The following is a 26,911-nucleotide window of genomic DNA, read 5'->3' on the forward strand; positions in this document are numbered from 1 at the left end:
GTTGCTTGAGGATTTTTTTGATTTTTTTTAATGGCGCCGTGCCACCCCTTGTAATTCAAGGCCTTAGGCCGACTCCAACCCGTGATTTTATGGTTTTTTTTGGCGCCAAATAAAAAACGCCGATGATCTTTTGATCATCGGCGTTTGCTTTTATGCAGAACCGGTCTACTGAAACGTCATGGACGATAGAGAATCGCCGAGCCCCACGACAGGCCCACGCCGAAACCGCTGATCGCCACGCGCTTCCACGTGGCATCCATCACGTGCTTTTCCAGCAGCAACGGAATGCTCGATGACACGGTGTTGCCGGTCTCGACCATGTCCTTGATGAACTTCTCTACCGGCGCGTCTTCGAAACGCCGCGCCACGGCGTCAACAATGGCCGCACTGCCCTGGTGGATGCAGAACGCATCGATCTCGTCGGCCTTGAGGTCCGATTCGTTGAGCAGCTCGTGCAAATGCGCGGGAACCTTGAGCAACGCGAAGTTGAACACCTGGCGACCGTTCATGAAAAACACACCGTCGCTGACCTTCAGGTGCGGCGCGCCCGAACCGTCAGTGCCGAATTTCGCCTTGCCCAACTGCCATGGAGCCTCTTCACCCATCCAGGTGGCCGTGGCGGCATCGCCGAACAGCATGGTGGTGTTGCGGTCCTCCGGGTCGACGATCTTCGAATAAGGGTCGGCGGTGATCAGCAGACCGTTCTTCAGGCCGGTGGCTTCCATGAAGCCTTTCATCGCATAGATGCCGTAGACATAGCCGGAGCAGCCCAGGGAAATATCGAACGCCGCCACGTGAGTCGGCAGGCCCAATTTGTCCTGGACGATGGCGGCCGTGTGGGGCAACCCTTCCTCATCGCCGTTCTGGGTCACGACGATCACCGCATCGATCGATTCGCGCGACAATCCAGGGTTGGCTGCAAACAAGGCATTGGCCGCCTCGACACACAGGTCGGAGGTCTCCTGCGCCGCTTCCTTGCGTGGCAGGAACGCCGAACCGATCTTGCCGATGATGAATTCTTCATCCTTGGCGAATTTGGCACCCTGGGCGTAGTTATCGATACCGTCCGCCGGCACGTAACTGGCGATGCTTTTTATGCCAATCATTGTGGCTTCCCAATACTAAATAGCTGGATAACACCCCTCGGGCTACGCCGGGAGCGCTGACAATAAAGGGGATAACCCCGTAAAAAATCGCTGAAAGCCGCCGCGTAAAGAAGCTGCGACAACTTATCCTTTTCATACGATACAGTGAAGATGCGCTTTATGACTCACAGGTCACTCAATTTTGTGCGCTTTATGCAAAACCCCGCAACATTCACGGCGCCAGAAACGACAACGGCCCACCCTGTCGCCAGGGTGGGCCGCTTGCGCCGACAGCCCATTACATGCGGCTGAACAGGCTCAACTGGGAGATTTTCACAAAGGCCAGTTGCGACGCCTGCAGCATGGTCTGCTGCAACGTCAGGTCAATCGCAGCCTGCCCCATATCGACGTTTGCCAGCGATGACATGGTGGAGGTGTTGGCCAGACCCAGGCTGGTGTTTTCCTGGCCCTGAATATCCAAGGCGTTCTGCCGCGCACCAATGGAGCCGCGTACCTGGTTGATCTGCGCGTCAGCGTTGGCCAGGTTGCCGATGGAGGTATTGATGACATCCTTGAGCTTGGCCCTGGCAATCAGATCACCATCCGCCGGAGCCTCCAGGGCTTTGCGCAATTGGCCCAGGGTATCCAGGGCGTTCATGTTCTTATTGCTCGTGGCACCGATCGAAAACTGATCGCCGGCACCCGGCGTGCCGCTCACATCAAAGGTCACCCCGACCGTGGTGACTGTTGTCGCGCCCGCGGCAATGGTGCCCGAGGCAATGGATTTGCTATCAACCGTATAGGGCTGGGCGTACACGTCGTAGGCGGTACCGCTGGTAAATTTGATCACCGCCCCCGAGTTCGGGAAAGTGCTGGCGTACGCGGCCTGATCGGTGACGCGACCACCGGTCAGCTGCGCGGTGGATGCATTGCTTGCCGTACGCGAGCTGCTGAAGGTATCCGGCTTGCTTTCAAGGGTGAATTCCTTGCCGGCCACCAATGCATCGGAGGGAGGCCCCGAGGCGACACCCGCCCCCAGGTTCAAGGTGATGTCGAACTTGACCCCGCGCAGGTTGACGCTGGCCGCGCCTTCCTTGGTGGAGTCGAACGTACCGTTGCCGGTGATCTCTGACGTGACGTCATTACCCGCGTTGTCGGTCACGCTGTATTGGGTACTGCTGGCGAAAGTCAGCTTGTACGGCTGGCCATCGGCGAAACTCTTGGTATAAGCCGTGCCGGACGTCACCAGGCCGGCCGAGATCGAGACCTTGCCGTCATTGACCGAAGGCGGCAACAGCGTGGTTTGGGTGCGACCGACATTGGAAGAACTTTCAAGCAGGGTCTTGCCGGTATCACCCATGGAGATCGACAGGTTGCTCGATACCTGCAGGCTCAACGGCGTTTCATCACCCTGATAGGTGTAGGTGCCATCGTTGTTACGGCTGTAGGGTGGCGTGTCGGTCTTGGCCCCGGAGAACATGTAGTTGCCGCTGGAGTCCTTGCTGTTGAGCAGGCCCAGCACATGATCCTCAAGCGCTCCCACCTGGGCGGCGATCGCCTTGCGATCATCGTTGCTCATCTGCAGGTTACCCGCCTGCAGCGCCAGGCCACTGGCGGTCTGCATCGCCAGGCTGATACTCGACAGCACGCTTTCTTCGTTGTTCAGCGAGTTCTGCAAGGTGGTGATGTTGCCGTTGTACTGCCCCAGCATGTCTTTCTGTTGTTGCAGCATCAGCAATTGGGCCGCGGCCACCGGGTCATCGGAAGCGGTTTGCACACGCACGCCGGTAGAGGCCTGATCCTGGGCCTTCACCACACCAGAATAGTTGTCCTGGTACTTGGTGGAGCTGGTGTCGAAATACTGCTGTGTAGAGATACGCATCGTTCCAGACTCCTTTAAAGGGCGTTGATCAGTGTGCTGAAGGTTTCTTGCGCGGCCTTGATGATCTGCGACGACGCCGTGTAGTACTGCTGGAACTTGATCATGTCGCCCGCCTCCTCGTCCAGGTTGACCTGGGACACGGAGTTGCTGGCCGCCTTGTTCGCCGCCAGCAAGGCGCCGGTGGCGGTGCTGTCGGTATTGGCCTGGGCTGCCTTGGAGCCCACCTGGGACACCAGCCGGCTGTTGGCGCTGACCAGGCTCACGCCCGCATTGCCATCCACCGCGCCGACCGTCGCCTTGGTCTGCAACCCCAGCAACTGCTGGGCATTGCGACCATCGGACGTGGCGCCACTATTGAATGAAAAGGTCGTGCTGTCGCCGTCGGCGGGCGCGCCGGACACACTGGTGTCAAAACTGAAGCTTTTGCCCGGAATCAACGCGCCGGCGGCATCGCGCATCGGCACGTTGATGGTGATCTTGTTGCCCTGCCCCGGAATGATGGTGCCGGTGCCGAGCGGATTGCCCTGGGCATCACTGATCGAATACGGCTGGGTACCATCCGCCGCAGGCTTGCCGAAAAGCATCTTCACCGGCATCGAGTTTTCGATTCCGGTGCGCAACTGGGCGGTGGCCGCGCCACCATTGATATCGATCGGCACCGTCAAGGTGGGCGGCGTGAACGCACCGGTACCGGTGTTGGTCTTGCTGGCGTTACCGGCCAAAGGCGCGGCAAACGCAAGTTTGTTCGGATCTTTGAGCTCGACACTGATACCGCTGGCGCCGTTGGCCGTCGGACTGATCTTGAAGCTGTCACCGGCAGCGACCGGGCCCGCGCCATCCAACGCCAGGGTGAAGCCGTCGATCACCGGTGGGGGCGTGGTGGTGGTATCGAACGAGCCCATGGCTTTGCCGTCCGAGCGCACCACGTTGTACAGGTTACCGCTGGTGAAGGTCACCTTGTAGTCAAAGGTCGACAGCTTGCTGCTGTCTGCAATCGTCACATTCAGGTTGCCCGACCCCGCACTGTTACCCGTTGACGCCTGGCTTCGCTGGGCAATCGCGATGGCGCTGTTAATGTCGCCGAACAGCGAGGAGCCAAAATCGCTGTTCAGGTCCAGGCCCTGCCCCAACTGGCTGTTGACGCTGTCGGCGGTGGCAATGGCGATGCGCCCCAAGTCATTGATGGCGGGCATCAGCGCATCGCTGCGATAACGCAACAGGCCGCCAATACTGCCGCCGCTGACCACATTACCGATGTCAATTGCCGTGTCGCCCATGTTCAGCTGGATGGTGTACTGACTGTTGTCGGCCTTGCTCGGCACCGCCGAGATCGTATTGGCGATGTTCCCTTCCACCAACGACTGGCCGGTGCCGGTGTTGATGCTGAACTGACCGTTTTTCTCGGTGGCCGTCACGCCGATCAGCTCATTGAGCGAACGCACAGCCTCGTTACGCGCATCCAGCAAGTTGGCCGGCGCGCTGGTCGACGAGCTTTGGGCGGTGGTGATTTGAGCATTGAGCGATGCAATCGACGACGTCAGTTTGTTGACCTGGTCGCTCATGGTGCTCAGTTGGGCGTTGATGCCTTCTTTCTGCTGGGTCAATTGCGTGGAGATCGCGTTGAAGCGGTTGCTCAAGGTCTGGGCGCTGGTGACCAGCAACTGCCGCGCGGACACATCGCTGGGCGTTGCCGCCGCGGTCTGCAGGGAGGCAAAAAATGCGCTGAGCACGGCCGACATGCCGGTCGACTTGTCCGACAGGGTCTTGTCGATCGCAGCGGCCTGGCCCGCGTAAGTGGTGGCGTCACTGTTGAGGGCGGTGCTGCCTTGATAGGCCGCGCCCAGAAAATCGTTATAAATGCGGCGCACATCCGCCAGCGTCGTACCGGTGCCGATGTACACGCCGCCGTAGGGATTGCTGGCGCCGGCGTTCTGAGTGGTCTGCTGACGTGAGTATCCCGGGGTGTTGACGTTGGCGATGTTGTTACTCAGAACCGACAACGATCCTTGAGCGGCGTTAAGCCCCGACATCCCGATATTGAGCAAACTCATGGTTCAGACCTTATAAATGAGTGGTCGCGCCCGCGGCAGCGTAATTCTGGTAACTGTTCATCGTTTTTGCGATCTGCGAAATCTTGCTGGCGTAGGCTGGGTCAGTGGCGTAACCGGCCTTTTGCAACTCGCGCACAAACTGTTCCGGGTTGTCGGCCGACTTCACAACTTCTTTATAGCGATCATTGCTTTGCAGCAAGGTCACGAGGTCGTGGAAGCTGTCCTGGTAGGAGTCGTAGGAGCGGAACTGCGCCGTTTCCTTGACCATCGCGCCGTCGCGAAACTCGCTGGTGATCGCACGCGCCTGGCCGCCCTGCCAACTCTGGCCGGCTTTGATGCCGAACAGGTTGTGGCTGCTGCTGCCGTCCTCGGCGCGCATCACCGATTTGCCCCAGCCGGTTTCCAGCGCGGCCTGGGCCACCAGGTACTTCGGATCGACACCAATGCGCGCGGCAGCGGCCTTGGCCATCGGCAACATGGTGGCGACGAATTCATCCTGCGAGCTGAACGCCTTCTTCGCCGGCGCCAACGGTGGCTGGGCCACGGCGCGGCTGTAGATCTGCATGCGGTCGCTGGGCACGGCAAAGCTGCGCGCGGCGCTGTTGACCACGTTGTCTTGCAACGCACTGTTACGCAGCGGCGCGGACTTGGCTTCGGTGGCGACCTGGGTGGTCGGCACGATACCGGCCAGCAGGCGATCGGTGAGTTTGCTCGGCAAGGCGATACGGCGCTGGTTCATCAGCTCCACGTCGTTGCTGTGGGTAGCAGCCGCACCGGCCTGGGGTTCCGCCACGCGATAGGCCCACAATGGACGCTGACCATTGGAGCGGCCCAGCGGCCCGGAGGCCTGGGTGCCGGCGGCAATTTCGGTCGGCACGTCGACTTTCTTCGCAGGCTCGGCAGCCGCCGGGCCCTGCAAGGTGGCCGCCTGGGCGTCCACGGGTTTGTTCTTCTGCATCTGGCGCATCAGCACGTCGGCCAGGCCGATACCCCCACCTTCGCGGGACATCGAGACGGCCAACTGCTGGTCGTACATTTCCTGGTATTGCTTGGCGGCCGGGGTGTTCATCGGGTTGTCCTTACCCAACACCTCGGTGGCCGAGCGCATCGACTTGAGCATCTCGTTGAGGAACAGCGACTCGAACTCCTGCGCCACTTTGCGCATGTTGCCTTCGCTGTTCTTGTCGTCACCGACCTTGAGCTGGTTAAGCCGGTTCAGGTCGGAGTAAGACCCCGAGTCCGCCGTGCTGGTGAGACCGCTCTTGCGCATGTCCATGACCATGGCCTCAGATCACTATCAGGTCGGCTTGCAAGGCGCCGGCCTGTTTCAGCGCTTCGAGGATCGCCATCAAGTCGCCGGGGGCTGCGCCCACCTGGTTCACCGCGCGGACAATCTCATCCAGGGTGGTACCGGGGCCGAACTTGAACATCGGCTTGGCTTCTTGCTGGGCATTCACGCGCGAGCGCGGCACCACCGCCGTCTGACCATTGGACAACGGCCCAGGCTGACTGACGATCGGGTCTTCGGTAATGGTCACGGTCAGGCTGCCGTGGGTCACCGCTGCCGGCGACACCTTGACGTTCTGGCCGATCACGATGGTACCGGTACGCGAATTGATGATGACTTTGGCCACCGCCTGGCCCGGGTCGACTTCAAGGTTTTCCAGGATCGACAGGTAATCCACGCGCTGGCTTGGGTCCAGCGGTGCAGTCACGCGGATAGAGCCGCCATCTAGGGCCTGAGCCACGCCTGGACCGAGCATGTCGTTGATCTTGTCGACCACGCGCTTGGCGGTGGTGAAGTCGGAGCGGTTGAGGTTCAAGGTCAGGCTGTTGCCCTGGTTGAAACCACTGGGCACGGTGCGCTCGACCGTGGCGCCGCCGGGAATACGGCCGGCCGACGGCACGTTGACAGTGATCTTCGAACCGTCCCGGCCCTCGGCGTCAAACCCGCCCACCACCAGGTTGCCCTGGGCGATGGCGTAGACGTTGCCGTCGATACCTTTGAGCGGCGTCATCAGCAAGGTGCCGCCACGCAGGCTTTTGGAGTTACCGATGGACGACACGGTGATGTCCACCACCTGGCCCGGCTTGGCGAACGCCGGCAAGTCGGCACTGATGGACACCGCCGCAACGTTCTTGAGCTGCACGTTGCCCGAGCCCGCAGGCACCTTGATGCCGAACTGCGAGAGCATGTTGTTGAAGGTCTGCAGGGTAAACGGGGTCTGGGTGGTCTGGTCACCTGTACCGTTAAGCCCCACCACCAGGCCGTAGCCGATCAACTGGTTGGACCGCACGCCGGAAATGCTGGCGATGTCTTTCAGGCGTTCGGCCTGGGCGACAGCGCTCAAGGAAAGCAGGAGTGCGGCCGCCATCAGCTGTTTGAGTTTCAAAGTGGCCACCTAGAAAGGGAACAGCGGGCTAAGGAAGAAGCGGTCGAACCAGCCCGGCTGACTCGCATCAGCAAACGAACCCGTACCCGAATAGGTAATGCGTGCATCGGCAATCCGCGTCGACGGCACGGTGTTGTCGGTGGCGATGTCATCGGCGCGTACCATCCCGGCGATGCGCACCAGCTCGTCACCGGTATTGAGGGTCATCCACTTTTCACCGCGCACGGCGATGATGCCGTTGGGCAACACATCCGCCACCGTCACCGTGATCGAACCGGTCAGGGTGTTGCCCTGCGCCGCCGCGCTCTTGCCGTTGGTGGCGCGGTCGCCGCTGTAGCCTGCGTCGAGGCTCAGGTCACCACTGCCCAATGGGTTATTGGTGTTGGGAACGCCGCCGAACAAGGAAGTGAGGCCGAGGCTCGCCTTGCTGGTCTTGCCGATCTGCGAGTTGGCGTTTTTGCTGGCCTGGGTCTTCTCGTTCAGGGTGATGGTGATGATGTCACCGACCCGGAACGCCTTGCGGTCGCTGTACAGGTTCTGTTCGAAACCAGCCTGATAGATCGAGCCGTTATTGGCCGCCGCCGGCAACGGCGTGCGCGGCAACACCGGTGCGTAGTACGGGTCATTGGGTTTTGGCGTCGGGGCGACACAGCCCGCGAGCACGGCAATCCCACTCAATGCCAAAACGGAAACATAGCGATTCATGACCCTTACCTCACGGTGTTGCAGGCGCTGACTAAGGCGCCCCATAGACTTGATTACAGATTCTGCGTAACGAACGAGAGCATCTGGTCGGCGGTGGAGATCACCTTGGAGTTCATCTCGTAGGCGCGTTGAGTGGTGATCATGTTGACCATCTCTTCAACGGTGCTCACGTTGGAAGTTTCCAGAGTGCTTTGCAGCGTGGTGCCGAAACCGTTCAGGCCAGGGGTGCCGATTTGCGGCGCGCCGCTGGAAGCGGTTTCCAGGAACAGGTTGTTGCCCATCGCCTGCAGGCCGGCCGGGTTGATGAAGTCGGCGGTTTGCAGGTTGCCGATCACTTGCGAGGCCGGGTTGCCGGCCACGGTGATGGACACAGTGCCGTCGTTGCCGACGGTGAACGTCTTGGCATCGGCCGGCACGATCACGGCGGGTTCCAGGGAAAAACCGTTGGCGGTGACGATCTGACCGTTGGAATCGAGGTGGAAAGTGCCGTCACGGGTGTAGGACGTGGTGCCATCCGGTTGCAGGATCTGGAAGAAACCCCGGCCGTTGATGGCCATGTCCAGCGGCTGGCCGGTCTGCTGCAGGTTACCGGCGCTGAAGTTTTTCTGGGTGCCGACGATCTGCACACCGGTACCCAGTTGCAGGCCGGACGGCAGCTCGCTGTCCTGGGTCGACTGGGCGCCTGGCTGCTTCTTGATCTGATAGAGCAAGTCCTGGAATTCGGCACGGTCACGTTTGAAACCCGTGGTCGAGACGTTCGCCAGGTTGTTGGAAATGGTGGTCAGGTTGGTGTCCTGGGCGGACAGACCTGTCTTGGCAACCCATAGAGCCGGAAGCATGCTGTTCTCCTCTGTGCGCCTGTTTGTTGGCGCCGTGCTGCGCTGTTTATTTAAAAGCCAACGTTATTTAAAAAGGGCGATTAGCTCATCGACATGACGCGGGTCATGGCCTGGTCGTCTTCCTTGGCGCTGTTCATCATCTTGATGTGCAGCTCGAACTGCTTGGAAAGCGCCAGCACCGCCGTCATTTCTTCAACGGCATTGACGTTGCTCGCCTGCAGGAAGCCCGAGGTCAGCTTGACGCTCGCATCGGCCACGGCCGGCTTGCCATCCTTGGTGTGGATGGTGCCGTCCAGGCCTTTATTCATATTCTTCAGGTCCGGCTGGACCAGCTTGATACGGTCCACTTCGGCCATGACGCGCGGGCCTTCGCCCATGGCGCGGATACTGATGGTGCCGTCGGCGCCCACTTCGATCTTCTGCTGCGGCGGCACGGCAATCGGGCCACCGTTGCCCATGATCGGCATACCGTTACCGGCGCGCAGTACGCCCAACGCGTCGACGTTCATGCTGGCGCTGCGCACGTAGGCTTCGCCGCCGTCCGGGGTCTGCACGGCCATCCAGCCATCACCGTTGACGGCCACGTCCAGGTCGCGACCGGTCTCGATCATCGCCCCAGGGCTGAAGTCGGTCGCTGGACGTTCGGTCATGGCAAAGGCCCGCGCCGGAAAGCTGTCACCGAACACCGGCATCGAACGCGCCTGTTCCAGGTCGCGTTGAAAACCGTTGGTGGAAATGTTCGCCAAGTTGTTGGCATGGGCCTTCTGCGCCAGTGCATTCTGGCTGGCGCCGGTCATTGCCACATAAAGGTACTTGTCCACGCTCTTTCCTCTTTCTGACGCAGGCTTGCCGCCCACCGCTGTACTGATGAGGCTTAAGCAATTTGCGAACCAACTTTCTAAAAGAGGGTGAAGTGCAGGCTGGACGGGGGTTTGCGGGCGGGTCGTGACTTTTTGAGCGTTGGAGAGAGTCGAAAAAACGGCGGACTACTGCCGCGTGCGGCAAGTACAGGTCAAAGGTGGGAGGGGCGGTACGACGATTCGACTTGCTCCCTCCCACAGTTTTAACCCCAAGGGTGTCAGGTGGTTATTTGTCAGTCTTGAGGATTTCGTAATCGCGCAGTTTGTTGGCGATGGTGGTGTGCGACACCCCCAGGCGCTTACCCAGTTGGCGGCTGCTCGGGTGCTCGGCATACAAACTTTCCAGCACCGCCTTCTCGAACCGCCCGACAATCGCCTCCAAGCCGCCTTCCAGCGAAAAATCGCCAAGCGGCTGACGCACGCCATAATCCGGCAGGCGAATATGCTCAGCCTTGACCGTCCCGCCCTCGCACAACGACACCGCCTGGAACAGTACGTTTTCCAACTGCCGCACATTGCCCGGCCAGTGGTAGTGGCTCAGTCGCTCCATGGCCGCCGGCGCCAACCTGGGCAGCGGGCAACCGATCTGCCGGCTGGCCTGATCGAGAAAGTGCTCAACCAACGGCGCCAGCCCATCAAGGCATTCGCGCAGCGGCGGGATATGCAGCGACAACACATTGAGGCGGTGATAGAGGTCTTGGCGGAATTCGCCACGGGCGCAGAGTTCGGACAAGTCCACCTGGGTCGCACAAATCACCCGCACATCCAGGTACACCTCTTCGTCGCTGCCGACCCGACGGAAGCAGCCGTCCTGCAGAAAACGCAGCAATTTCACCTGCAGGCGTGCGCTCATTTCCCCCACGCCATCGAGAAACAACGTACCCCCCGCCGTCAATTCCAGCAGCCCGAGCTTGCCTTCAGCCCGCGCGCCTTCAAATGCGCCAGGGCCGTAACCGAACAGTTCGGTCTCGGCCATCGACTCGGGCAACCCGGCGCAGTTCAGCGCCATCAGCGGCGATTGCCCGCGTGGGCTGGCCAGGTGACAGGCGCGCGCCAACAGCTCTTTGCCGGTACCGGTTTCGCCTTCTATTAATAGAGGCGCATCCAGCGGGGCCATGCGCCGTGCTTCACGCACCACCGCCGCCATGACTTTGGAACTTTGGAAAATACTGTCAAAGCCACGCAGCTCCTGCTTGCGCACGTTGTAGATGCGCTCACCCACGCGGTCGGCGCGGTGCAGGGTCAGCACGGCGCCGGCCATGGCTTCGCTGTCATCGTGCTCGGAGGATTGCAGCGGCGCGATATCCGCCAGGAACACGTCGCCCTTGACCTTGACCCGCAGGCCATTGATCCGCGACTTGCTCGCGCGCACCAGTTCCGGCAAGTCGAAATCCTCGGCATAGCGCGACAGCGGAATGCCCGGCACTTCGTCCACGCGTACGCCGAGCAATTGCGCCGCCGCACGGTTGGCGGCGACGATGGAACCGCCCATGTCGATGGACAGCACCGGAAACTCCAGGGCACCGAGCAAGGCGTTGAGCTCCATATGCCGACGCTCGCTGGGCATCAGCCCTACCCTTTTTACACCGAACACGCCGGCAATCGCCTCGAACTGCGGGCGCAGCGCCTGAAACTGCATGTTCACCAGGTTCGGGCAAAACAGGTAGATGGCATTGCCATGTTCCCCACCGACCTCGCCTTTGGCGACGTTGACGCCGTACTCCACCAGCAGGTTGAGAATGTCCCGCAGGATGCCGATGCGGTTCTGGCAGTGCACTTTGATACGCATGAAAAGACCCGAAAAGTGGGGAAGCGCCGCGTCTTTTTGTCGCTGGGCGCAGATAGTCGTCAAGATTATGTGACAGCTTGTGGGCTTTTCCCAGCCCAATGCGGCGACGAGCCACGCAACCGTAACGAATACTTTACGAAATCCAGCCATTTTTCCTACATGCGCACCTCGCAGCCGGATGGAATCCCGCCCTCCACGGGTTATCAATAGGTGCATCGCAGGACATAACAAGAACGAATGCCTAGCAGGAGAGCCGTATGAAGCAGACGCACTACGTGGCACGCGAGCCCGATGCGCAAGGTTTTATCCACTACCCGCCGCAAGAACATGCGGTGTGGAACACCCTGATCACGCGCCAACTGAAAGTGATCGAGGGTCGCGCCTGCCAGGAATACCTGGACGGCATCGACAAACTCGGCCTGCCCCTGGACCGCATCCCCCAACTGGGCGAAATCAATAAAGTGCTGGCCGAGACCACCGGCTGGCAAGTCGCCCGGGTGCCGGCACTGATCCCCTTCCAGACCTTCTTTGAGCTACTCGCCAACAAGCAGTTTCCGGTGGCGACCTTTATTCGTACCCGTGAAGAACTGGATTACCTGCAGGAGCCGGATATTTTCCACGAGATTTTCGGCCATTGCCCGCTGCTGACCAACCCCTGGTTCGCCGAATTCACCCACACCTACGGCAAGCTCGGCCTGGCGGCCACCAAGGAACAGCGCGTGTACCTGGCGCGCCTGTACTGGATGACCATCGAGTTCGGCCTGGTGGACACGCCCGCCGGCCTGCGCATCTACGGCGGCGGGATTCTGTCGTCACCTAAAGAAAGTGTTTACTGCCTGTCGGACGAACCTGAGCACCAGACCTTCGACCCGCTGGAAGCGATGCGCACGCCGTATCGCATCGACATCCTGCAACCGCTCTACTTCGTGCTGCCCGAGCTCAAGCGCCTGTTCGAAGTGGCGCAGGAGGACATCATGGGCATGGTCGAACGCGGCATGCAGTTGGGTCTGCACGCCCCCAAATTCCCGCCCAAACCCAAAGCCGCGTAAACCACGATTTTTAAGGCCAGGTGAGTCTTTTCCCTGACCCCGCGTTGCTTTAGGGTGACGCTCACTGATCTTCAATCATTCGAATTCAGGACACCGCACATGACCACCTTGAACCAAGCCCACTGCGAAGCCTGCCGCGCCGATGCCCCGCAAGTCAGCGACGAAGAACTGCCGGTACTGCTCAAGCAGATCCCCGACTGGAACATCGAAGTGCGCGATGGCGTGATGCAGCTGGAAAAAGTCTTCCTGTTCAAGAATTTCAAATTTGCCCTGGCCTTTACCAACGCCATGGGCGAAATCTCCGAAGCCGAAGGCCATCACCCAGGCCTGCTCACCGAATGGGGCAAAGTCACCGTGACCTGGTGGAGCCACTCCATCAAGGGCCTGCACCGCAACGACTTCATCATGGCCGCACGCACCGACGAAGTGGCCAAGAGCGCCGAGGGCCGCAAGTAATGCATTTCGATGCCATAGGCCGTGTTCCCGGCGACCCGATCCTCGGGTTGATGGAGCTGTATGCCCAGGACCCCAACCCGAACAAGTTTGATCTGGGCGTGGGTGTCTATAAGGACGACCAGGGCCTGACGCCGATTCCGGCGTCGGTGAAGCGGGCGGAGCAGCGCCTGGTGGAGCAGCAAACCACCAAGACCTATATTGGCGGCCATGGCGATGCAGCCTTTGGCGCGCTGATCAGCGAACTGGTGCTCGGTGCCGGTTCAGCCCTGATCCGCGACCGCCGCACCGGTGCCACACAGACACCTGGCGGCACCGGTGCCCTGCGCCTGAGCGCCGATTTCATCGCCCACAACCTGCCCGGCCGTGGCGTGTGGTTGAGCGACCCGACCTGGCCGATCCACGAAACGCTCTTCGCCAAGGCGGGAGTCAAGGTCAGCCATTACCCCTACGTGGGCGCGGACAACCGCCTGGATGTGGCGGCGATGCTGGCGACGCTCTCCACCGTGCCCAAAGGCGACGTGGTCCTGCTGCACGCCTGCTGCCACAACCCGACCGGTTTCGACCTGTCCCAGGATGACTGGCGCCAGGTACTGCACATCGTGCGCGAACGCCAGTTGCTGCCACTGATCGACTTCGCCTACCAGGGCTTTGGCGACGGCCTGGAGCAGGACGCCTGGGCGGTGCGGTTGTTTGCGGCTGAACTGCCGGAAGTACTGATCACCAGTTCGTGCTCGAAGAACTTCGGCCTGTACCGCGACCGTGTCGGCGCGTTGATCGTATGTGCGGCGGACGCGGAAAAACTCACCGACGTGCGCAGCCAACTGGCGAATATCGCCCGAAACCTGTGGTCGACGCCGCCGGATCATGGGGCTGCGGTGGTAGCGACCATCCTCGGTGACGCCGAGCTCAAAGCCCTGTGGAGTAGCGAAGTCGAAGCCATGCGCGCACGAATCGCGCAGTTGCGTTCCGGGCTGGTGGACGCACTGGCACCCCATGGATTGGCTGAGCGATTTGCACATATCGGCGCGCAACGCGGGATGTTTTCCTATACCGGCTTGAGTGCCGAGCAAGTGAAGCAACTGCGCGAGAAGCACAGTGTGTATATGGTCAGTTCGGGACGGGCCAACGTGGCGGGAGCGGATGCAACGCGGTTGGCGCTATTGGCCCAAGCCATCGCAGACGTCTGCAACTGAAGAAACCGCTTCCAAATGAGGGAGAGACTGGCTCCCTCCCACATTTGGACTGTGGTGGACCTTCAGTTTGTGACCATCTCAGCCTTGAGCAGTGCCGCTCTGGCCTGTGCATCCGCCAATCGATACAACTCGATATGCCCATCCCAGTGCTCGATCAACGCCGTGCACGACTCCACCCAATCCCCGCAGTTGAGGTAATCCACCTCGCCCACCTTGCGAATCTCGGCATGGTGGATATGCCCGCACACCACGCCATGCAACTCGCGCTTGGTCACTTCATGGGCGATGGCCTCTTCAAAATCGCTGATAAAACTCACCGCGGTTTTGACCTTGTGCTTCAAATACGCCGACAGCGACCAATAGCCATAGCCGTACCGCGCCCGCCAGTGGTTCAGCCAGCGGTTCAAGGTCAGGGTGAACTCGTAGGCCGAGTCGCCGAGAAATGCCAGCCAACGGTGATAGCGGGTGATCACATCGAACTGATCGCCATGGATCACCAACAGGTGACGGCCATCGGCGGTCACGTGCACTGCCTCGTCGACCAACTGGATATTGCCCAGGATCAGCTTGGAGTAGCGGCGCAGGAACTCGTCATGGTTACCGGTAACGTAGATCACCTCGGTGCCACGCTTGGCCATCGTCAGCAGGCGGCGGATCACGTTGGTGTGGGCTTGAGGCCAATACATGCCGCCGCGCATTTTCCAGCCGTCGATGATGTCGCCCACCAGGTACACCTTGTCGGCGTGGTAACCCTTGAGGAACTGCGACAGGTGTTCGGCCTGGCAATCCCGGGTGCCCAGGTGCACATCGGAAATCCACAGGGTTCGCACCCGCTGCTTACGGCTGGGCTGGGTGAACTCGGCACTGGTCATGGGCATCCCTCGGCGCTGTTTTAGCGAGCTTGCGCCCTGGCGATTAATAGCCCATGACAACGGTGCGTCAGTCTGATGACAGCGATGAGCACATCACCCTGTCAGGCAAAACGCGCCGCAGCCCAAAGACATCGGCACGACCAACCCTTTAGACTGCAAGGCGGTTACCTCGTCCGTTCAAAGGATTGCAATGACTCCCCGCTCAGCCCTCGGCGCCCTGCACATCGGCGCACTGATGTTTGGCCTTACCGGCGTGTTCGGCAAACTGGCGGCCGCCTCGCCGTCGATCATCGTATTTGGGCGCGCCGTTTTTGCCGTGCTGGCGCTGGCGGTATTTGCCCGGTTTGCCAGCAACACCGCCTGGAAAACCCTTGAGCCACGCGACTGGCGACGCCTGCTGGTCAGCGGCGTGTTGCTGGCGGCGCATTGGGTGACGTTCTTCATCGCGGTCAAGGTGGCCGGTGTGGCAGTTGCCACGCTAGGGTTCACGGCGTTCCCGGCGTTTACCGTGATCCTTGAAGGGCTGATCTTCCGCGAGCGCATCCGTACCAATGAAATCGTCCTGGTAGTACTGGTCAGCGTTGGGCTGGTGCTGGTGACGCCGGATTTCAACCTCGCCAGCGAAGCCACCGGCGGCCTGCTGTGGGGCATCGCCTCAGGGCTGTTGTTCTCCCTGTTGTCGCTGAACAATCGCGCCAGTTCCGGGCGAATTCCGGCGGTACAGGCCGCGCTGTGCCAGAACGTGGTGGTTGCACTGTGCCTGCTGCCAGTGGCGGCGCCGGGGCTGGCGCACGTGCGGGCGCTGGACTGGTTGTGGATCGGCCTGCTCGGCGTGTTCTGCACCGGCCTGGCCCACAGCCTGTTTGTCGCCAGCCTCGCGGTGATCAAGGCGCGTACCGCCTCGGTGGTGTTTGCCATGGAGCCGGTCTACGGCATCACCGTGGCCTGGCTGTTGTTCGCCGAGACGCCCACCCTGCGCATGCTGCTGGGGGGCGCATTGATCATCGTCGCCATCGTGCTGTCGGGGCTGATGGGCAGTGCCAGCCAGGCCAAGCCGCCGGTTACGGCGGCCTGATCTATACTGTGCGCATCCGCAACAGTCTGTCGTCGTTCACCGGATAAGACTCCTCGACGACAGCCATGATGTTTGAAGTTGCTGCAAGCGAGTGGTCACTCCCTAAACGCTATGCAGGAGTTTCAACATGGAAATGCTCATCAACTTGCTGGTCCAGGTCATCAGCGGCGCCGTTGGCGGTAATCTGGCCGGCATGACCAAACAGAGCCTGGGCACCGGGCCCAATACCATCATAGGCACTATCGGAGGCCTGCTGCTGGGCCAGCTAATGTCAGCGCTCACCGGCACCGCCGGCGGCGAAGCACTGGATGTCGCGGCGGTCGGCAGCAATATTCTCGGCGGTGGCTTCGGAGGCCTGGTGTTGACGTGGCTCGTGGGCTTCATCAAAAGCAAGATGGCCGACAAGTAGCCACGCGCGTACCGGTCACCGTGCGGCAGCGGCGGTGACCTTCACTGCGTGCGCTCGTTATGCCCCAGGTCGCGTTGCGGGTCGATCCGGTCGCGTACGCGCTGCTTGAGCACCTTGGCTTCGGGAAACCCGCCGTCAGCCTTGCGCTCCCAGATCTGCACGCCGTCGCAGGTAATACGAAACGCGCCGCCCGTTGCAGGCTCCAGCGACACTCTGCCCAGGTCTTCGGCAAAGGTGCTCAACAGCTCCTGCGCCAGCCAGGCAGCGCGAAGCAGCCATTGGCATTGGGTGCAATAGGTGATGACGATCTCGGGTTTGCTCACGGACATGGTTTGACTGACTCCAGGCATGACAAGGGAGGCGGATCGGACGGCTATAATACCGGCCTTTGTCGCCCAGCCTCGAGATTCATGATGCGCCGCCTGTTGTCCTGCCTGTTCCTGTGCCTCATCCCTTTGCTTGCCGACGCCGTCGAGCCGCCACGCCCTAAAATCGGTCTGGTGCTGTCCGGCGGCGCCGCCCGTGGCCTGGCGCATATTGGTGTGCTCAAGGCGCTGGAGGAACAGGGCATTCATATCGACGCCATCGCCGGCACCAGCATGGGCGCGGTGATCGGCGGGCTGTACGCCTCGGGCTACAAGATCGACGAACTGGAAAAGCTCGCGCTGAGTATCGACTGGCAACAAGCCCTGTCCGATGCGCCGCCCCGCGAAGACGTGCCGTTTCGACGCAAGCAGGATGACCGGGATTTCCTGGTCAAGCAGAAGCTGAGCTTTCGCGATGACGGCAGTCTCGGCCTGCCACTGGGCGTGATCCAGGGCCAGAACCTCGCGCTGCTGCTGGAAAGCATGTTCGCCCACAGCAGCAACACGCGAAACTTCGACAAGCTGCCCATCCCCTTCCGCGCCGTGGCCACCGATATCACCACCGGCGAAAAAGTCGTGTTCAGCAAGGGGCACCTGCCCCAGGTGATCCGCGCCAGCATGTCGATCCCGGCAGTGTTCGCGCCAGTGGAGCTGGACGGCCGTTTGCTGGTGGACGGCGGCATGACCGATAACATCCCGCTGGATGTGGCGCGGGAAATGGGCGTCGACATTGCTATCGTGGTCGACATCGGCACCCCGCTGCGCTCACGCAAGCAACTGGCCACGGTGGTGGACGTGCTCAACCAATCCATCACCCTGATGACCCGGCGCAACTCCGAAGAACAGCTCAAGGCCCTGCACCCCAAGGACGTGCTGATCCAGCCGCCGCTGAGCGCTTACGGGGTGACGGACTTCGGCCGTGCCAAGGACATGATCGACGCCGGCTACCGCGCCACCCGCGCCCTCGACCTGCGCCTGGCCCACCTGCGCCCCGCCGAACCCATCGACCCGACGCTGGTCGCGGCACGCACGCCGGGTGAGCGCACCCCGGTGATCACCGCCATCAAGGTGGAGAACGACTCCAAGGTCAGCGACGACGTGATCCGCTACTACATCCGCCAACCTCTGGGCGAACCACTGCACCTGGGCCGCCTGCAAACCGACATGGGCACTTTGTACGGCCTGGATTACTTCGAGCAGGTGCAATACCGCGTGGTGAAAAAGGGCCAGGACAACACCCTGGTGATCAGCGCCCGCGGCAAACGCGCCGGCACCGATTACCTGCGCCTGGGCCTGAACCTGTCGGACGACATGCGCGGCGACAGCGCCTTCAACCTCGGCGCCAGCTATCGCATGAACGGCATCAACCGCCTCGGGGCCGAATGGCTGACGCGCGTGCAGATCGGTGATCGGCAGGAACTGTACAGCGAGTTCTACCAACCGATGGACACCGGCTCGCGCTACTTTGTCGCGCCCTACCTCAGCGCCCAGGCGCAGAACGTCGAGCTGATCCTGGACAACGACCCGATCTCCGAATACCGCCTGGAACGTTACGGCTTCGGCTTGAATGTGGGTCGACAGATCGGCAACAGCGGCGAGATCCGCTTCGGCGTCGGCGAGGCCTGGGGCAAGGCGGACGTGCGCATCGGCGACCGTAACTTACCCAGCGTGAGCTTCAACGAAGGGTTCTACGAACTCAAATATTCCTTCGATTCCCTGGATAACGTGTACTTCCCCCACACCGGCGAGGACATCGGCCTGGCCTTCCGTGAGTTCGAACCGGGCCTGGGCTCGGACCAACGCTACCGCCAGTGGGAATTCAAGCTGGACAAGGCCATGAGCCATGGACCGGACACCCTCGTTCTGGGCGGACGCTACGGGCGCACCCTGGATGGTGCGGACGTGGTGATTTCGAGCTACCTGCTGGGCGGTGCGCGGCAGTTGTCGGGGTTCCGCCAGGATGCGGTCTCGGGGCAGAACATCAGCCTGATGCGTGCCGTGTACTACCGCCGGCTGACGCCGCGTTCGTACCTGCCGCTGGATTTCCCGCTGTATATGGGAGCGTCGCTGGAACGGGGCCGGGCGTGGAACAACGACAACGAATTCGACAGCGGCTATATCAACGCAGCGAGTATTTTCCTCGGGTTTGATACGCCGTTGGGGCCGTTGAATTTCAGCTATGGGTTCAATGACGACAATCAGAAGGCGGTGTACCTGAACCTCGGCCAGACGTTCTAGCGCCACACACACATCCACTGTGGGAGGGACATTTGTGGTGAGCGGGCTTGCCCCGCTACCACAACAAACCCGCTCACCACAGCAAACCTGCCTGGGATAAATCAGCGTTCAGGTCAGGACTTTTCCAGATTCGCCAGAATGTGCCCGTGCACCCGCATGCACACTCTCAGATCCTCTTCATTCACCCCCACGAATAGCTCATGACGCAGGGCCGTGGCGATGGTCTCAATCTGCTCGATCAACGGCCGGGCGGTGTCACACAGCAAAATACGCTTGGCCCGGCGGTCTTCCACCACGGCCTGGCGTTGCACCAGGCCCTGGCTTTCGAGGCTGTCGAGCAAGCGGGCCAGGGTTGGCCCTTCTACGCCGACGCTTTGCGCCAGTTCACGCTGTGTGGGTGCTTCTTCAAAACGAGCCAGGTGCAACAGCACCAGCCAGCGCGCCTGGGACAAACCCAGCCCCGCCAAACGGCGGTCCAGCTCGGCGCGCCAACCTCGGGACATTTGCGCCAGCTGCATGCCAAAACGGTGTTGATCGGTTAAAGGCATAAAAAACTCATGATTTAGACTGAAAATAAAGTGTGGCTAATTATTAGTCAGCTAAGCATGAGCCTTGCCCGTAGGCAAGCGTCGCTATGTACTGATTCGTTACATTGTCGTAATTGGCACACTAAATTTCGAATTCAGACTGCAAAGCGGCCCGCACACAGTACAAAACACCTTCCGGCACACGCCCGGCAAACAGCGGCGCGATCTCGGCAACCGGTGGCAATTCGCCCTCTCCATCAAGAAACGCATCCTGGATCTCACCGAGCAAATCTTCCGGCAAATCAAGGCCCTGCTCCAGCGACAACTGCTGTTTGCCGATGGCTTCGGCAAGCAAGGTGTAGACGTTTTTTTCCGAGCATTGCAACTGGCCGGCGATCTGGATCGGAGTCATGCCGGCACGTGCCAGGCTGATCAGTTCGTGGCGAATATCGGCGATTTCCTTCGGCGCTTCAGCCTGGCCGCCGAGCACTTCGAGGAAGGCCTGGCCGTAGCGCTCCAGCTTGCGCGCGCCCACACCGCTGACCCGCGCCATTTCCGCCATCGTGGTCGGCTGCTCGCGCAGCATTTCCAGCAACGTGGAGTCGGGGAAAATAACGTAAGGCGGCACGCTGTGCTCCTGCGCCAGTTTGCGCCGCAGGGTGCGCAAGGCTTCCCACTGCTCGCGCTCTTCACCGCGCACCAACTGACTGGCCTGGCTGGTGCTGGTCTTGGCGGTAGTCTGAGGCTTGAGGTCGCGGCGCAGTTCCAGGCTCACCTCACCCTTGAGCAGCGGCCGGCAACTGTCGTTCAGGCGCAGGCCGCCATAACCTTCGATATCGATATCCACCAGGCCGCGCGCGACCATTTGCCGGAACAGCGAACGCCACTCGCCTTCGGCGCGGGCTTTGCCGACGCCGTAGACCGAGAGTTTTTCGTGGCCGAAGCTGCGCACCTTTTCGTTGTCCTTGCCCAGCAACACATCCACCAGATGGCCCACGCCATAGCGCTGGCCGGTACGGTAGATAGTCGACAACGCCTGGCGCGCGGGCTCGGTGGCATCCCAGGTCTGCACGCCGTCGATACAGTTGTCGCAATGACCGCAGGGCTGGGGCATGTCTTCGTCGAAGTACGCCAGCAAGGTCTGGCGACGGCAGCGGGTTTCTTCACACAGCGAGAGCATGGCGTCGAGCTTGTGCTGCTCCAGGCGCTTGTGGCGTTCGTCACCTTCGGAGTTCTGCAGCATCTGCTTGAGCATCACCACGTCTTGCAGGCCATAGACCATCCACGCATCCGCCGGCAGGCCATCGCGACCGGCACGCCCGGTTTCCTGGTAGTACGCCTCCAGGGATTTGGGCAGGTCCATGTGAGCCACGAAGCGCACGTTGGATTTGTCGATGCCCATGCCGAACGCGATGGTCGCCACCATGATCAGGCCTTCCTCGTTGAGAAAGCGCTTCTGGTGAGCGGAGCGCGTTTCATTCGGCAAGCCCGCGTGATACGGCAGCGCCGGGTAGCCCTGCTCACAGAGAAACGCGGCCACCTCATCGACCTTCTTGCGTGACAGGCAATAGACGATGCCCGCATCGCTGCGCCGCTCGGAGAGAAACGCGAGCAATTGCTTGCGCGGCTGCTCCTTGGGCACGATGCGGTAGAAGATATTCGGTCGGTCGAAGCTCGACAGAAATCGCTCGGCGTTCTGCAGGTGCAGGCGCTCGACGATTTCTTCGCGGGTACGCTTGTCGGCGGTGGCGGTCAGGGCGATACGCGGCACGTCGGGGAACAACTCGGCCAACTGACCCAGTTGCAGGTATTCGCGACGGAAATCGTGACCCCATTGCGATACGCAGTGGGCTTCATCGATGGCGAACAGGGCGATTTCCAGGCTCTGCAGGAACGCGAGCATGCGTGGCTGCACGAGGCGCTCGGGAGCCAGGTAGAGCATCTTCACTTCACCGCGCTTGATGCGCGCGGCCAGGTCGCGCTGCTGCTCGGCACTGAGGGTGGAGTTCAGGGCGGCGGCGGCGACGCCTAGCTCCTCCAGGGTCGCGACCTGGTCGTCCATCAACGCGATCAACGGTGAGACCACCACGGCCAGACCGTTGCGCAGCAACGCCGGCACCTGGAAGCACAACGATTTACCGCCACCGGTAGGCATCAATACCAGCGCGTCACCGCCGCTGGCCACGCGCTCAATGATCGCACCCTGGCGGCCACGAAAACTGTCGTAGCCGAAGATGTCCTTGAGGACGCGTTGAGCCTGCTCGAGCATGTATAACTCCAAAAAATAGTCCCGAAACCCTCTGTACAGGCTGGCCGAAAAAATACGCGCTCACGGAAAATAATCCGTAAGCGAAGTTTTCGCGGACTGGCGCCTAGCCTGCACGGGCATCACAAAACGCGGCAGTATACCCGAGCGTCATCCGCCAAAGGGCACCACTGACGAATTGCAGCCCGTCTCTAAAACCCGGCAAATCTGCATGGCGACTGGCTTGGGCGCGCAAGAACGCCTAGAATTCAGCATCGTTTATTCCCAAGGTAGTCCTTCAATGTCCTTCGCTGAGCAACTAACCCGCCTGCAAGCCTTCCTCGACGCCGACGAGCTGCATGACGAGGCGCTGGACTACGTGGCCGCCCACGGCTACCTGACCGCCCTGTCGATTTGCGCCGAAGAGGTTCCCGATCGCGAGTGGATCGATGCACTGTTCGCCGAAGAGCCACACTACGCCGACGACGCCCAGCGCGAAGAAATCGAAGCCACCCTGCTGGCCCTCAAGGCCCACATCGGTCGCCAACTGGCTTCCGACGAGGAATTCGAGCTGCCCTGCGAGCTGGACCTGGGTGAAGACCCGGACGACTCCGACCTGCGCGGCTGGTGCATCGGGTTCATGGAAGGCGTGTTCCTGCGCGAAGCCGCCTGGTTCGAAACCGCCGAGGAAGAAGTCAGCGAAATGCTGTTGCCGATCATGGTCGGTTCCGGCCTGTTCGACGACCAGCCGGAGTTCTCCGACATCGCCGCCGACGCCAACCTGATGGACGACATGATCGTCCAGATCCCGGAAGCCCTGACCGCGCTGTACCTGCTGTGCAACGCACCTGACGAAAAACCGGCGATCCTCAAGCCACGTCACCACTGAGCCGTTTGCCCGTGACACCCATGGGCAATCGCTCGCTGCTCCTGCGTTACGCGCTGCTGGCCATCGGCTGGTTGAGCGTAGCGCTGGGAGTGATCGGCATTTTCCTGCCGGTGTTGCCGACCACGCCCTTCCTCCTGCTCGCTGCCGCCTGCTTCGCTCGAAGCTCCCCGCGCTTCTACCAGTGGCTGGTGGATCACCCGCGCCTGGGCCCGTGGATTCGTGACTATCTGGACGGCAATGGTATCCCGCTCAAGGGCAAGGTCTACGCCATCGGTTTGATGTGGCTGAGCATCAGCATTTCCTGTTACCTGGTGCCGCTGCCATGGGCGCGCGGGTTCATGCTGACCAGTGCCGTGCTGGTAACGATCTATATCCTGCGCCAGAAAACCCTGCCCCCTCGATAAGCCGCGACATCACGTCGCGCTCAGACCATGGTCGACACTGACTAACCCCAGGCATCATGCGAGACTGTCCAACCGGGCCTGGACGGCCCGGGCGTTCTTATGCTCGGAGTTACCATGACGCTGTCCAGCGGGCTGATCGCCGCCGTTGCCCTGGCCTATATGGCCATTATGTTCGCCATCGCCTTCTACGGTGACCGTCGCCATGCGCCGCTGCCGCCACGCATGCGTGCGTGGGTGTACAGCCTGTCGCTGGCGGTCTACTGCACCAGCTGGACCTTCTTCGGCGCCGTAGGCCAGGCCGCCGAACAGCTGTGGGCGTTTTTACCGATCTACCTGGGACCGGTGCTGCTGATGGTGCTGGCACCCTGGGTCCTGCAGAAGATGACGCTGATCAGCAAGCAGGAAAACATCACGTCCATCGCTGACTTTATCGCCGCGCGCTACGGCAAGTCCCAGTCCCTGGCGGTGGTGGTCGCCTTGATCTGCCTGGTGGGTGTGTTGCCCTACATCGCCCTGCAACTCAAGGGCATCGTGCTGGGAGTGAACCTGCTGATCGGTGCCGGGGCGGACACCACCGGCACTCGCGCCCAGGACACGGCGCTGATCGTGTCACTGGTGCTGGCCCTGTTCACCATTGTGTTCGGCACGCGCAACCTCGACGCCACCGAACACCATCGCGGCATGGTACTGGCCATTGCGTTTGAGTCGCTGGTCAAGCTGTTCGCCTTCCTCGCGGTCGGCGCGTTTGTGACCTACGGCCTGTATGACGGTTTCGGCGACCTGTTCAGCCAGGCGATGCTCGCGCCACGGCTGGAGGAATACTGGAAGGAAACCGTCAACTGGCCGTCGATGGTGGTGCAGACCGGGGTGGCGATGATGGCGATCATCTGCCTGCCGCGACAATTCCATGTGACGGTGGTGGAGAACATCGACCCGCAGGATTTGCGCCTGGCCAAATGGGTGTTCCCCGCCTACTTGATCCTTGCCGCGCTGTTTGTCGTGCCCATCGCCCTCGGCGGCAAAATGCTGCTGCCCGGCTCGGTACTGCCGGATTCCTACGTGATCAGCCTGCCCATGGCCGAAGCCCATCCGGCACTCGCAGTGCTGGCGTTTATCGGCGGCGCCTCGGCGGCCACCGGCATGGTGATCGTGGCGAGCATCGCCCTGTCGACCATGGTCTCCAATGACATGCTGCTGCCCTGGCTGTTGCGCCGCTCCAGCGCCGAGCGGCCGTTCGAAGTGTTCCGCCACTGGATGCTCTCGGTGCGCAGGGTCAGCATTGTGATCATCCTGTTGCTGGCGTATGTCAGCTACCGCTTGCTGGGGTCTACCGCGAGCCTGGCCACGATCGGCCAAATCGCGTTTGCCGCCGTGACCCAACTCGCTCCCGCCATGCTCGGCGCGCTGTACTGGAAGCAGGCCAACCGGCGGGGGGTGTTTGCCGGGTTGGCTGCCGGTACATTCCTGTGGTTCTACACGCTGGTCCTGCCGGTTACGGCGAAAAGCCTGGGTTGGTCCCTCAGCCTCTTCCCTGGACTGACATGGCTGCATTCGCACCCGCTGGGGCTGTCCGTCACGTCGTTGACGCTGGGCACCGTGTTCTCGCTGGCGGGTAATTTCACCCTGTTTGTGTGGGTGTCGATGCTGTCGCGCACGCGAGTGTCCGAACACTGGCAGGCCGGTCGCTTTATCGGCCAGGAAACCAGCCCGCGCGCCAGCGCGCGCTCGATGCTGTCGGTGCAGATCAGTGACCTGCTCAGTCTTGCGGCGCGTTTTGTTGGTGAAGAGCGTGCCCAGCAGAGTTTCATTCGCTTCGCTTATCGCCAGGGCAAGGGCTTCAACCCCAACCAGAACGCCGACAACGACTGGATTGCCCACACCGAGCGCCTATTGGCCGGTGTACTCGGCGCCTCGTCGACACGCGCAGTCGTAAAGGCAGCGATTGAAGGCCGGGAAATGCAACTGGAGGATGTCGTACGTATCGCTGACGAAGCGTCGGAAGTGCTGCAATTCAACCGCGCGTTGCTGCAAGGCGCCATCGAGAACATCACCCAGGGCATCAGTGTGGTGGACCAGTCCCTGAAGCTGGTGGCCTGGAACCGCCGTTACCTGGAGCTGTTCAACTACCCGGAGGGGTTGATCAGCGTGGGCCGGCCGATCGCCGACATCATCCGCTACAACGCCGAGCGCGGCCTGTGCGGGCCGGGCGAAGCCGAAGTGCATGTTGCGCGACGCCTGCACTGGATGCGCCAGGGCCGTGCGCACACCTCCGAGCGTTTGTTCCCCAATGGGCGAGTGATCGAGTTGATCGGCAACCCGATGCCCGGAGGTGGTTTTGTCATGAGTTTTACCGACATCACCGCGTTCCGCGAAGCCGCGCAGGCGCTGACCGAGGCCAACGAAGGCCTGGAACAGCGCGTGGCCGAACGCACCCATGAACTGTCGCAGCTCAATGTCGCGCTCACGGATGCCAAAGGTGTGGCGGAATCCGCCAGCCAGTCGAAAACGCGCTTTCTCGCGGCCGTCAGTCACGATTTGATGCAACCGCTGAACGCCGCACGCCTGTTCTCCGCCGCCCTGTCCCACCAGAACGAAGGACTGTCCAGCGAAGCCCGGCAACTGGTGCAGCACTTGGACAGTTCGCTGCGCTCGGCCGAAGACCTGATCAGCGACCTGCTGGATATATCGCGCCTGGAAAACGGCAAGATCAACCCGCAACGCCAGCCCTTTGTGCTCAACGAGCTGTTTGACACCCTGGGCGCCGAATTCAAGGCACTCGCCCAGGAGCAAGGCCTGCGCTTCCGCCTGCGTGGCAGTCGCTTGCGGGTGGACAGCGACATCAAGCTGTTGCGGCGAATCCTGCAGAACTTTCTGACCAACGCCTTTCGCTATGCCGACGGCCCGGTACTGCTTGGCGTGCGCCGACGCAAGGGCGAATTGTGCCTGGAAGTCTGGGACCGTGGCCCCGGCATTCCGGTGGATAAACAGAAAGTGATCTTCGAAGAGTTCAAGCGCCTGGACAGCCATCAGACCCGTGCTGAAAAAGGCCTGGGCCTGGGCCTGGCGATTGCAGACGGACTGTGCCGCGTGCTGGGCCATCGTCTCCGCGTGCGCTCATGGCCAGGCAAAGGCAGCGTATTCAGTGTGCGCGTTCCGTTGGCCCGCAACCAGGCCAGCCCGCAGGTCAAGCTCCCCCAGGAAACCGGTCTGCCGCTGAGCGGCGCGCAGGTGCTGTGCGTGGATAACGAAGAGAGCATCCTGATCGGTATGCGCAGCTTGCTGACGCGCTGGGGTTGCGAGGTATGGACCGCCAGCGACCAGGCGCAATGCGCCGCGTTGCTGGCCGAAGGCGTACGGCCACAACTGGCGCTGGTGGATTACCACCTGGACCACGGCGAAACCGGCACTGAGTTGATGGGCTGGCTGCGCGCGCAACTGGCAGAGCCGATTCCCGGCGTGGTCATCAGCGCCGACGGCCGTCCGGAGATGGTCGCCGAGGTGCATGCGGCGGGGCTGGATTACCTGGCCAAACCGGTCAAGCCTGCGGCTTTGCGCGCGTTGATCAGTCGGCATTTGCCGCTTTAG

The 26,911-nt window shown here is 61.5% G+C and carries 22 protein-coding genes; 9 read left to right on the forward strand and 13 right to left on the reverse strand.

Going from position 1 to position 26,911, the window contains the following annotated elements; translation table 11 throughout:
• Positions 1–176 precede the first annotated feature (176 nt).
• From V6M90_RS04600 to V6M90_RS04640, 9 genes are all read right to left on the reverse strand, one after another.
• On the reverse strand, positions 177–1,106 hold the full coding sequence (locus tag V6M90_RS04600) for a ketoacyl-ACP synthase III (RefSeq protein WP_003175325.1): 930 nt from the start codon (positions 1,104–1,106) through the stop codon (positions 177–179).
• Positions 1,107–1,383: 277 nt separating this feature from the next.
• The gene (locus V6M90_RS04605) at positions 1,384–2,967 is read right to left on the reverse strand and encodes a flagellar hook-associated protein 3 (protein WP_003175326.1); all 1,584 of its coding nucleotides are present in this window, start codon (positions 2,965–2,967) and stop codon (positions 1,384–1,386) included.
• A 14-nt stretch (positions 2,968–2,981) separates the two neighbouring features.
• Positions 2,982–5,018, reverse strand: coding sequence for a flagellar hook-associated protein FlgK (gene flgK / locus V6M90_RS04610; RefSeq protein ID WP_003175327.1), 2,037 nt, complete (start codon positions 5,016–5,018; stop codon positions 2,982–2,984).
• Between the two features lie 10 nt (positions 5,019–5,028).
• Entirely contained in the window at positions 5,029–6,294 is a 1,266-nt protein-coding gene (flgJ, locus tag V6M90_RS04615; protein WP_332846145.1) for a flagellar assembly peptidoglycan hydrolase FlgJ, read from the reverse strand.
• Between the two features lie 10 nt (positions 6,295–6,304).
• Positions 6,305–7,393, reverse strand: coding sequence for a flagellar basal body P-ring protein FlgI (locus V6M90_RS04620; protein WP_141063612.1), 1,089 nt, complete (start codon positions 7,391–7,393; stop codon positions 6,305–6,307).
• A 27-nt stretch (positions 7,394–7,420) separates the two neighbouring features.
• Positions 7,421–8,116 carry a flagellar basal body L-ring protein FlgH gene (gene flgH, locus V6M90_RS04625; RefSeq protein WP_003175330.1) on the reverse strand — a complete coding sequence of 232 codons (696 nt, stop codon included), beginning with the start codon at positions 8,114–8,116 and terminating at the stop codon, positions 7,421–7,423.
• 53 nt (positions 8,117–8,169) lie between these two features.
• Positions 8,170–8,955 (reverse strand): flagellar basal-body rod protein FlgG, encoded by a 786-nt coding sequence (gene flgG, locus V6M90_RS04630; RefSeq protein ID WP_078734118.1) that lies wholly within the window; start codon positions 8,953–8,955, stop codon positions 8,170–8,172.
• 80 nt (positions 8,956–9,035) lie between these two features.
• The gene (locus V6M90_RS04635) at positions 9,036–9,776 is read right to left on the reverse strand and encodes a flagellar basal body rod protein FlgF (RefSeq protein ID WP_003175334.1); all 741 of its coding nucleotides are present in this window, start codon (positions 9,774–9,776) and stop codon (positions 9,036–9,038) included.
• A gap of 265 nt (positions 9,777–10,041) precedes the next feature.
• Positions 10,042–11,604 carry a sigma-54-dependent phenylalanine hydroxylase transcriptional regulator PhhR gene (locus V6M90_RS04640; RefSeq protein ID WP_042945085.1) on the reverse strand — a complete coding sequence of 521 codons (1,563 nt, stop codon included), beginning with the start codon at positions 11,602–11,604 and terminating at the stop codon, positions 10,042–10,044.
• A 257-nt stretch (positions 11,605–11,861) separates the two neighbouring features.
• Here V6M90_RS04640 and phhA point away from each other — a divergent pair, with 257 nt between their 5' ends.
• The 3 genes from phhA (at position 11,862) to V6M90_RS04655 (ending at position 14,302) form a co-directional block, all read left to right on the forward strand.
• On the forward strand, positions 11,862–12,653 hold the full coding sequence (phhA, locus tag V6M90_RS04645; RefSeq protein ID WP_332846146.1) for a phenylalanine 4-monooxygenase: 792 nt from the start codon (positions 11,862–11,864) through the stop codon (positions 12,651–12,653).
• Positions 12,654–12,752: 99 nt separating this feature from the next.
• Positions 12,753–13,109, forward strand: coding sequence for a 4a-hydroxytetrahydrobiopterin dehydratase (locus V6M90_RS04650; RefSeq protein ID WP_003175337.1), 357 nt, complete (start codon positions 12,753–12,755; stop codon positions 13,107–13,109).
• Complete coding sequence (locus V6M90_RS04655) at positions 13,109–14,302, forward strand: amino acid aminotransferase (RefSeq protein ID WP_332846147.1); 1,194 nt, start codon at positions 13,109–13,111, stop codon at positions 14,300–14,302. Before V6M90_RS04650 ends, V6M90_RS04655 begins: the two co-directional genes overlap by 1 nt.
• A 62-nt stretch (positions 14,303–14,364) precedes the next feature.
• Here the strand turns inward: V6M90_RS04655 and V6M90_RS04660 are convergent, their stop codons facing one another.
• Positions 14,365–15,174, reverse strand: a complete 810-nt coding sequence (locus tag V6M90_RS04660; protein WP_141063591.1) for a UDP-2,3-diacylglucosamine diphosphatase — start codon at positions 15,172–15,174, stop codon at positions 14,365–14,367.
• Positions 15,175–15,364: 190 nt separating this feature from the next.
• On the opposite strand from V6M90_RS04660, the gene V6M90_RS04665 reads away from it, so the two are divergent.
• The gene (locus V6M90_RS04665) at positions 15,365–16,249 is read left to right on the forward strand and encodes a DMT family transporter (protein ID WP_003175340.1); all 885 of its coding nucleotides are present in this window, start codon (positions 15,365–15,367) and stop codon (positions 16,247–16,249) included.
• Between the two features lie 127 nt (positions 16,250–16,376).
• Positions 16,377–16,658, forward strand: coding sequence for a hypothetical protein (locus V6M90_RS04670; RefSeq protein WP_332846148.1), 282 nt, complete (start codon positions 16,377–16,379; stop codon positions 16,656–16,658).
• Positions 16,659–16,699: 41 nt separating this feature from the next.
• Here V6M90_RS04670 and V6M90_RS04675 read toward each other — a convergent pair whose 3' ends face one another.
• On the reverse strand, positions 16,700–16,987 hold the full coding sequence (locus tag V6M90_RS04675; RefSeq protein WP_003175342.1) for a SelT/SelW/SelH family protein: 288 nt from the start codon (positions 16,985–16,987) through the stop codon (positions 16,700–16,702).
• Positions 16,988–17,071: 84 nt separating this feature from the next.
• On the opposite strand from V6M90_RS04675, the gene V6M90_RS04680 reads away from it, so the two are divergent.
• Entirely contained in the window at positions 17,072–19,261 is a 2,190-nt protein-coding gene (locus V6M90_RS04680; RefSeq protein WP_332846149.1) for a patatin-like phospholipase family protein, read from the forward strand.
• A 113-nt stretch (positions 19,262–19,374) separates the two neighbouring features.
• Here the strand turns inward: V6M90_RS04680 and V6M90_RS04685 are convergent, their stop codons facing one another.
• Complete coding sequence (locus V6M90_RS04685) at positions 19,375–19,809, reverse strand: MarR family transcriptional regulator (protein ID WP_003175344.1); 435 nt, start codon at positions 19,807–19,809, stop codon at positions 19,375–19,377.
• Between the two features lie 121 nt (positions 19,810–19,930).
• Positions 19,931–22,057 carry a DNA helicase RecQ gene (recQ, locus tag V6M90_RS04690; RefSeq protein ID WP_003175345.1) on the reverse strand — a complete coding sequence of 709 codons (2,127 nt, stop codon included), beginning with the start codon at positions 22,055–22,057 and terminating at the stop codon, positions 19,931–19,933.
• A 277-nt stretch (positions 22,058–22,334) separates the two neighbouring features.
• On the opposite strand from recQ, the gene V6M90_RS04695 reads away from it, so the two are divergent.
• The 3 genes from V6M90_RS04695 (at position 22,335) to V6M90_RS04705 (ending at position 26,911) form a co-directional block, all read left to right on the forward strand.
• Complete coding sequence (locus tag V6M90_RS04695) at positions 22,335–22,922, forward strand: UPF0149 family protein (RefSeq protein WP_003175346.1); 588 nt, start codon at positions 22,335–22,337, stop codon at positions 22,920–22,922.
• Between the two features lie 20 nt (positions 22,923–22,942).
• Entirely contained in the window at positions 22,943–23,326 is a 384-nt protein-coding gene (locus V6M90_RS04700) for a YbaN family protein (protein WP_042945088.1), read from the forward strand.
• 114 nt (positions 23,327–23,440) lie between these two features.
• Positions 23,441–26,911: a hybrid sensor histidine kinase/response regulator gene (locus V6M90_RS04705; protein WP_305427588.1), complete on the forward strand. Its 3,471-nt coding sequence runs from the start codon at positions 23,441–23,443 to the stop codon at positions 26,909–26,911.

Source organism: Pseudomonas lactucae, assembly GCF_036688725.1.
In the GTDB taxonomy this organism is placed as follows: domain Bacteria; phylum Pseudomonadota; class Gammaproteobacteria; order Pseudomonadales; family Pseudomonadaceae; genus Aquipseudomonas; species Aquipseudomonas lactucae.

What these genes read in the sequence shown, in the direction of transcription:
- V6M90_RS04600 (WP_003175325.1), bottom strand. Translation starts at nt 1,106, where the DNA reads ATGATTGGCATAAAAAGCATCGCCAGTTACGTGCCGGCGGACGGTATC.
- V6M90_RS04605 (WP_003175326.1), bottom strand. Translation starts at nt 2,967, where the DNA reads ATGCGTATCTCTACACAGCAGTATTTCGACACCAGCTCCACCAAGTAC.
- flgK (WP_003175327.1), bottom strand. Translation starts at nt 5,018, where the DNA reads ATGAGTTTGCTCAATATCGGGATGTCGGGGCTTAACGCCGCTCAAGGA.
- flgJ (WP_332846145.1), bottom strand. Translation starts at nt 6,294, where the DNA reads ATGGACATGCGCAAGAGCGGTCTCACCAGCACGGCGGACTCGGGGTCT.
- V6M90_RS04620 (WP_141063612.1), bottom strand. Translation starts at nt 7,393, where the DNA reads ATGGCGGCCGCACTCCTGCTTTCCTTGAGCGCTGTCGCCCAGGCCGAA.
- flgH (WP_003175330.1), bottom strand. Translation starts at nt 8,116, where the DNA reads ATGAATCGCTATGTTTCCGTTTTGGCATTGAGTGGGATTGCCGTGCTC.
- flgG (WP_078734118.1), bottom strand. Translation starts at nt 8,955, where the DNA reads ATGCTTCCGGCTCTATGGGTTGCCAAGACAGGTCTGTCCGCCCAGGAC.
- V6M90_RS04640 (WP_042945085.1), bottom strand. Translation starts at nt 11,604, where the DNA reads ATGCGTATCAAAGTGCACTGCCAGAACCGCATCGGCATCCTGCGGGAC.
- phhA (WP_332846146.1), top strand. Translation starts at nt 11,862, where the DNA reads ATGAAGCAGACGCACTACGTGGCACGCGAGCCCGATGCGCAAGGTTTT.
- V6M90_RS04650 (WP_003175337.1), top strand. Translation starts at nt 12,753, where the DNA reads ATGACCACCTTGAACCAAGCCCACTGCGAAGCCTGCCGCGCCGATGCC.
- V6M90_RS04655 (WP_332846147.1), top strand. Translation starts at nt 13,109, where the DNA reads ATGCATTTCGATGCCATAGGCCGTGTTCCCGGCGACCCGATCCTCGGG.
- V6M90_RS04660 (WP_141063591.1), bottom strand. Translation starts at nt 15,174, where the DNA reads ATGACCAGTGCCGAGTTCACCCAGCCCAGCCGTAAGCAGCGGGTGCGA.
- V6M90_RS04665 (WP_003175340.1), top strand. Translation starts at nt 15,365, where the DNA reads ATGACTCCCCGCTCAGCCCTCGGCGCCCTGCACATCGGCGCACTGATG.
- V6M90_RS04670 (WP_332846148.1), top strand. Translation starts at nt 16,377, where the DNA reads ATGGAAATGCTCATCAACTTGCTGGTCCAGGTCATCAGCGGCGCCGTT.
- V6M90_RS04675 (WP_003175342.1), bottom strand. Translation starts at nt 16,987, where the DNA reads ATGTCCGTGAGCAAACCCGAGATCGTCATCACCTATTGCACCCAATGC.
- V6M90_RS04680 (WP_332846149.1), top strand. Translation starts at nt 17,072, where the DNA reads ATGCGCCGCCTGTTGTCCTGCCTGTTCCTGTGCCTCATCCCTTTGCTT.
- V6M90_RS04685 (WP_003175344.1), bottom strand. Translation starts at nt 19,809, where the DNA reads ATGCCTTTAACCGATCAACACCGTTTTGGCATGCAGCTGGCGCAAATG.
- recQ (WP_003175345.1), bottom strand. Translation starts at nt 22,057, where the DNA reads ATGCTCGAGCAGGCTCAACGCGTCCTCAAGGACATCTTCGGCTACGAC.
- V6M90_RS04695 (WP_003175346.1), top strand. Translation starts at nt 22,335, where the DNA reads ATGTCCTTCGCTGAGCAACTAACCCGCCTGCAAGCCTTCCTCGACGCC.
- V6M90_RS04700 (WP_042945088.1), top strand. Translation starts at nt 22,943, where the DNA reads ATGGGCAATCGCTCGCTGCTCCTGCGTTACGCGCTGCTGGCCATCGGC.
- V6M90_RS04705 (WP_305427588.1), top strand. Translation starts at nt 23,441, where the DNA reads ATGACGCTGTCCAGCGGGCTGATCGCCGCCGTTGCCCTGGCCTATATG.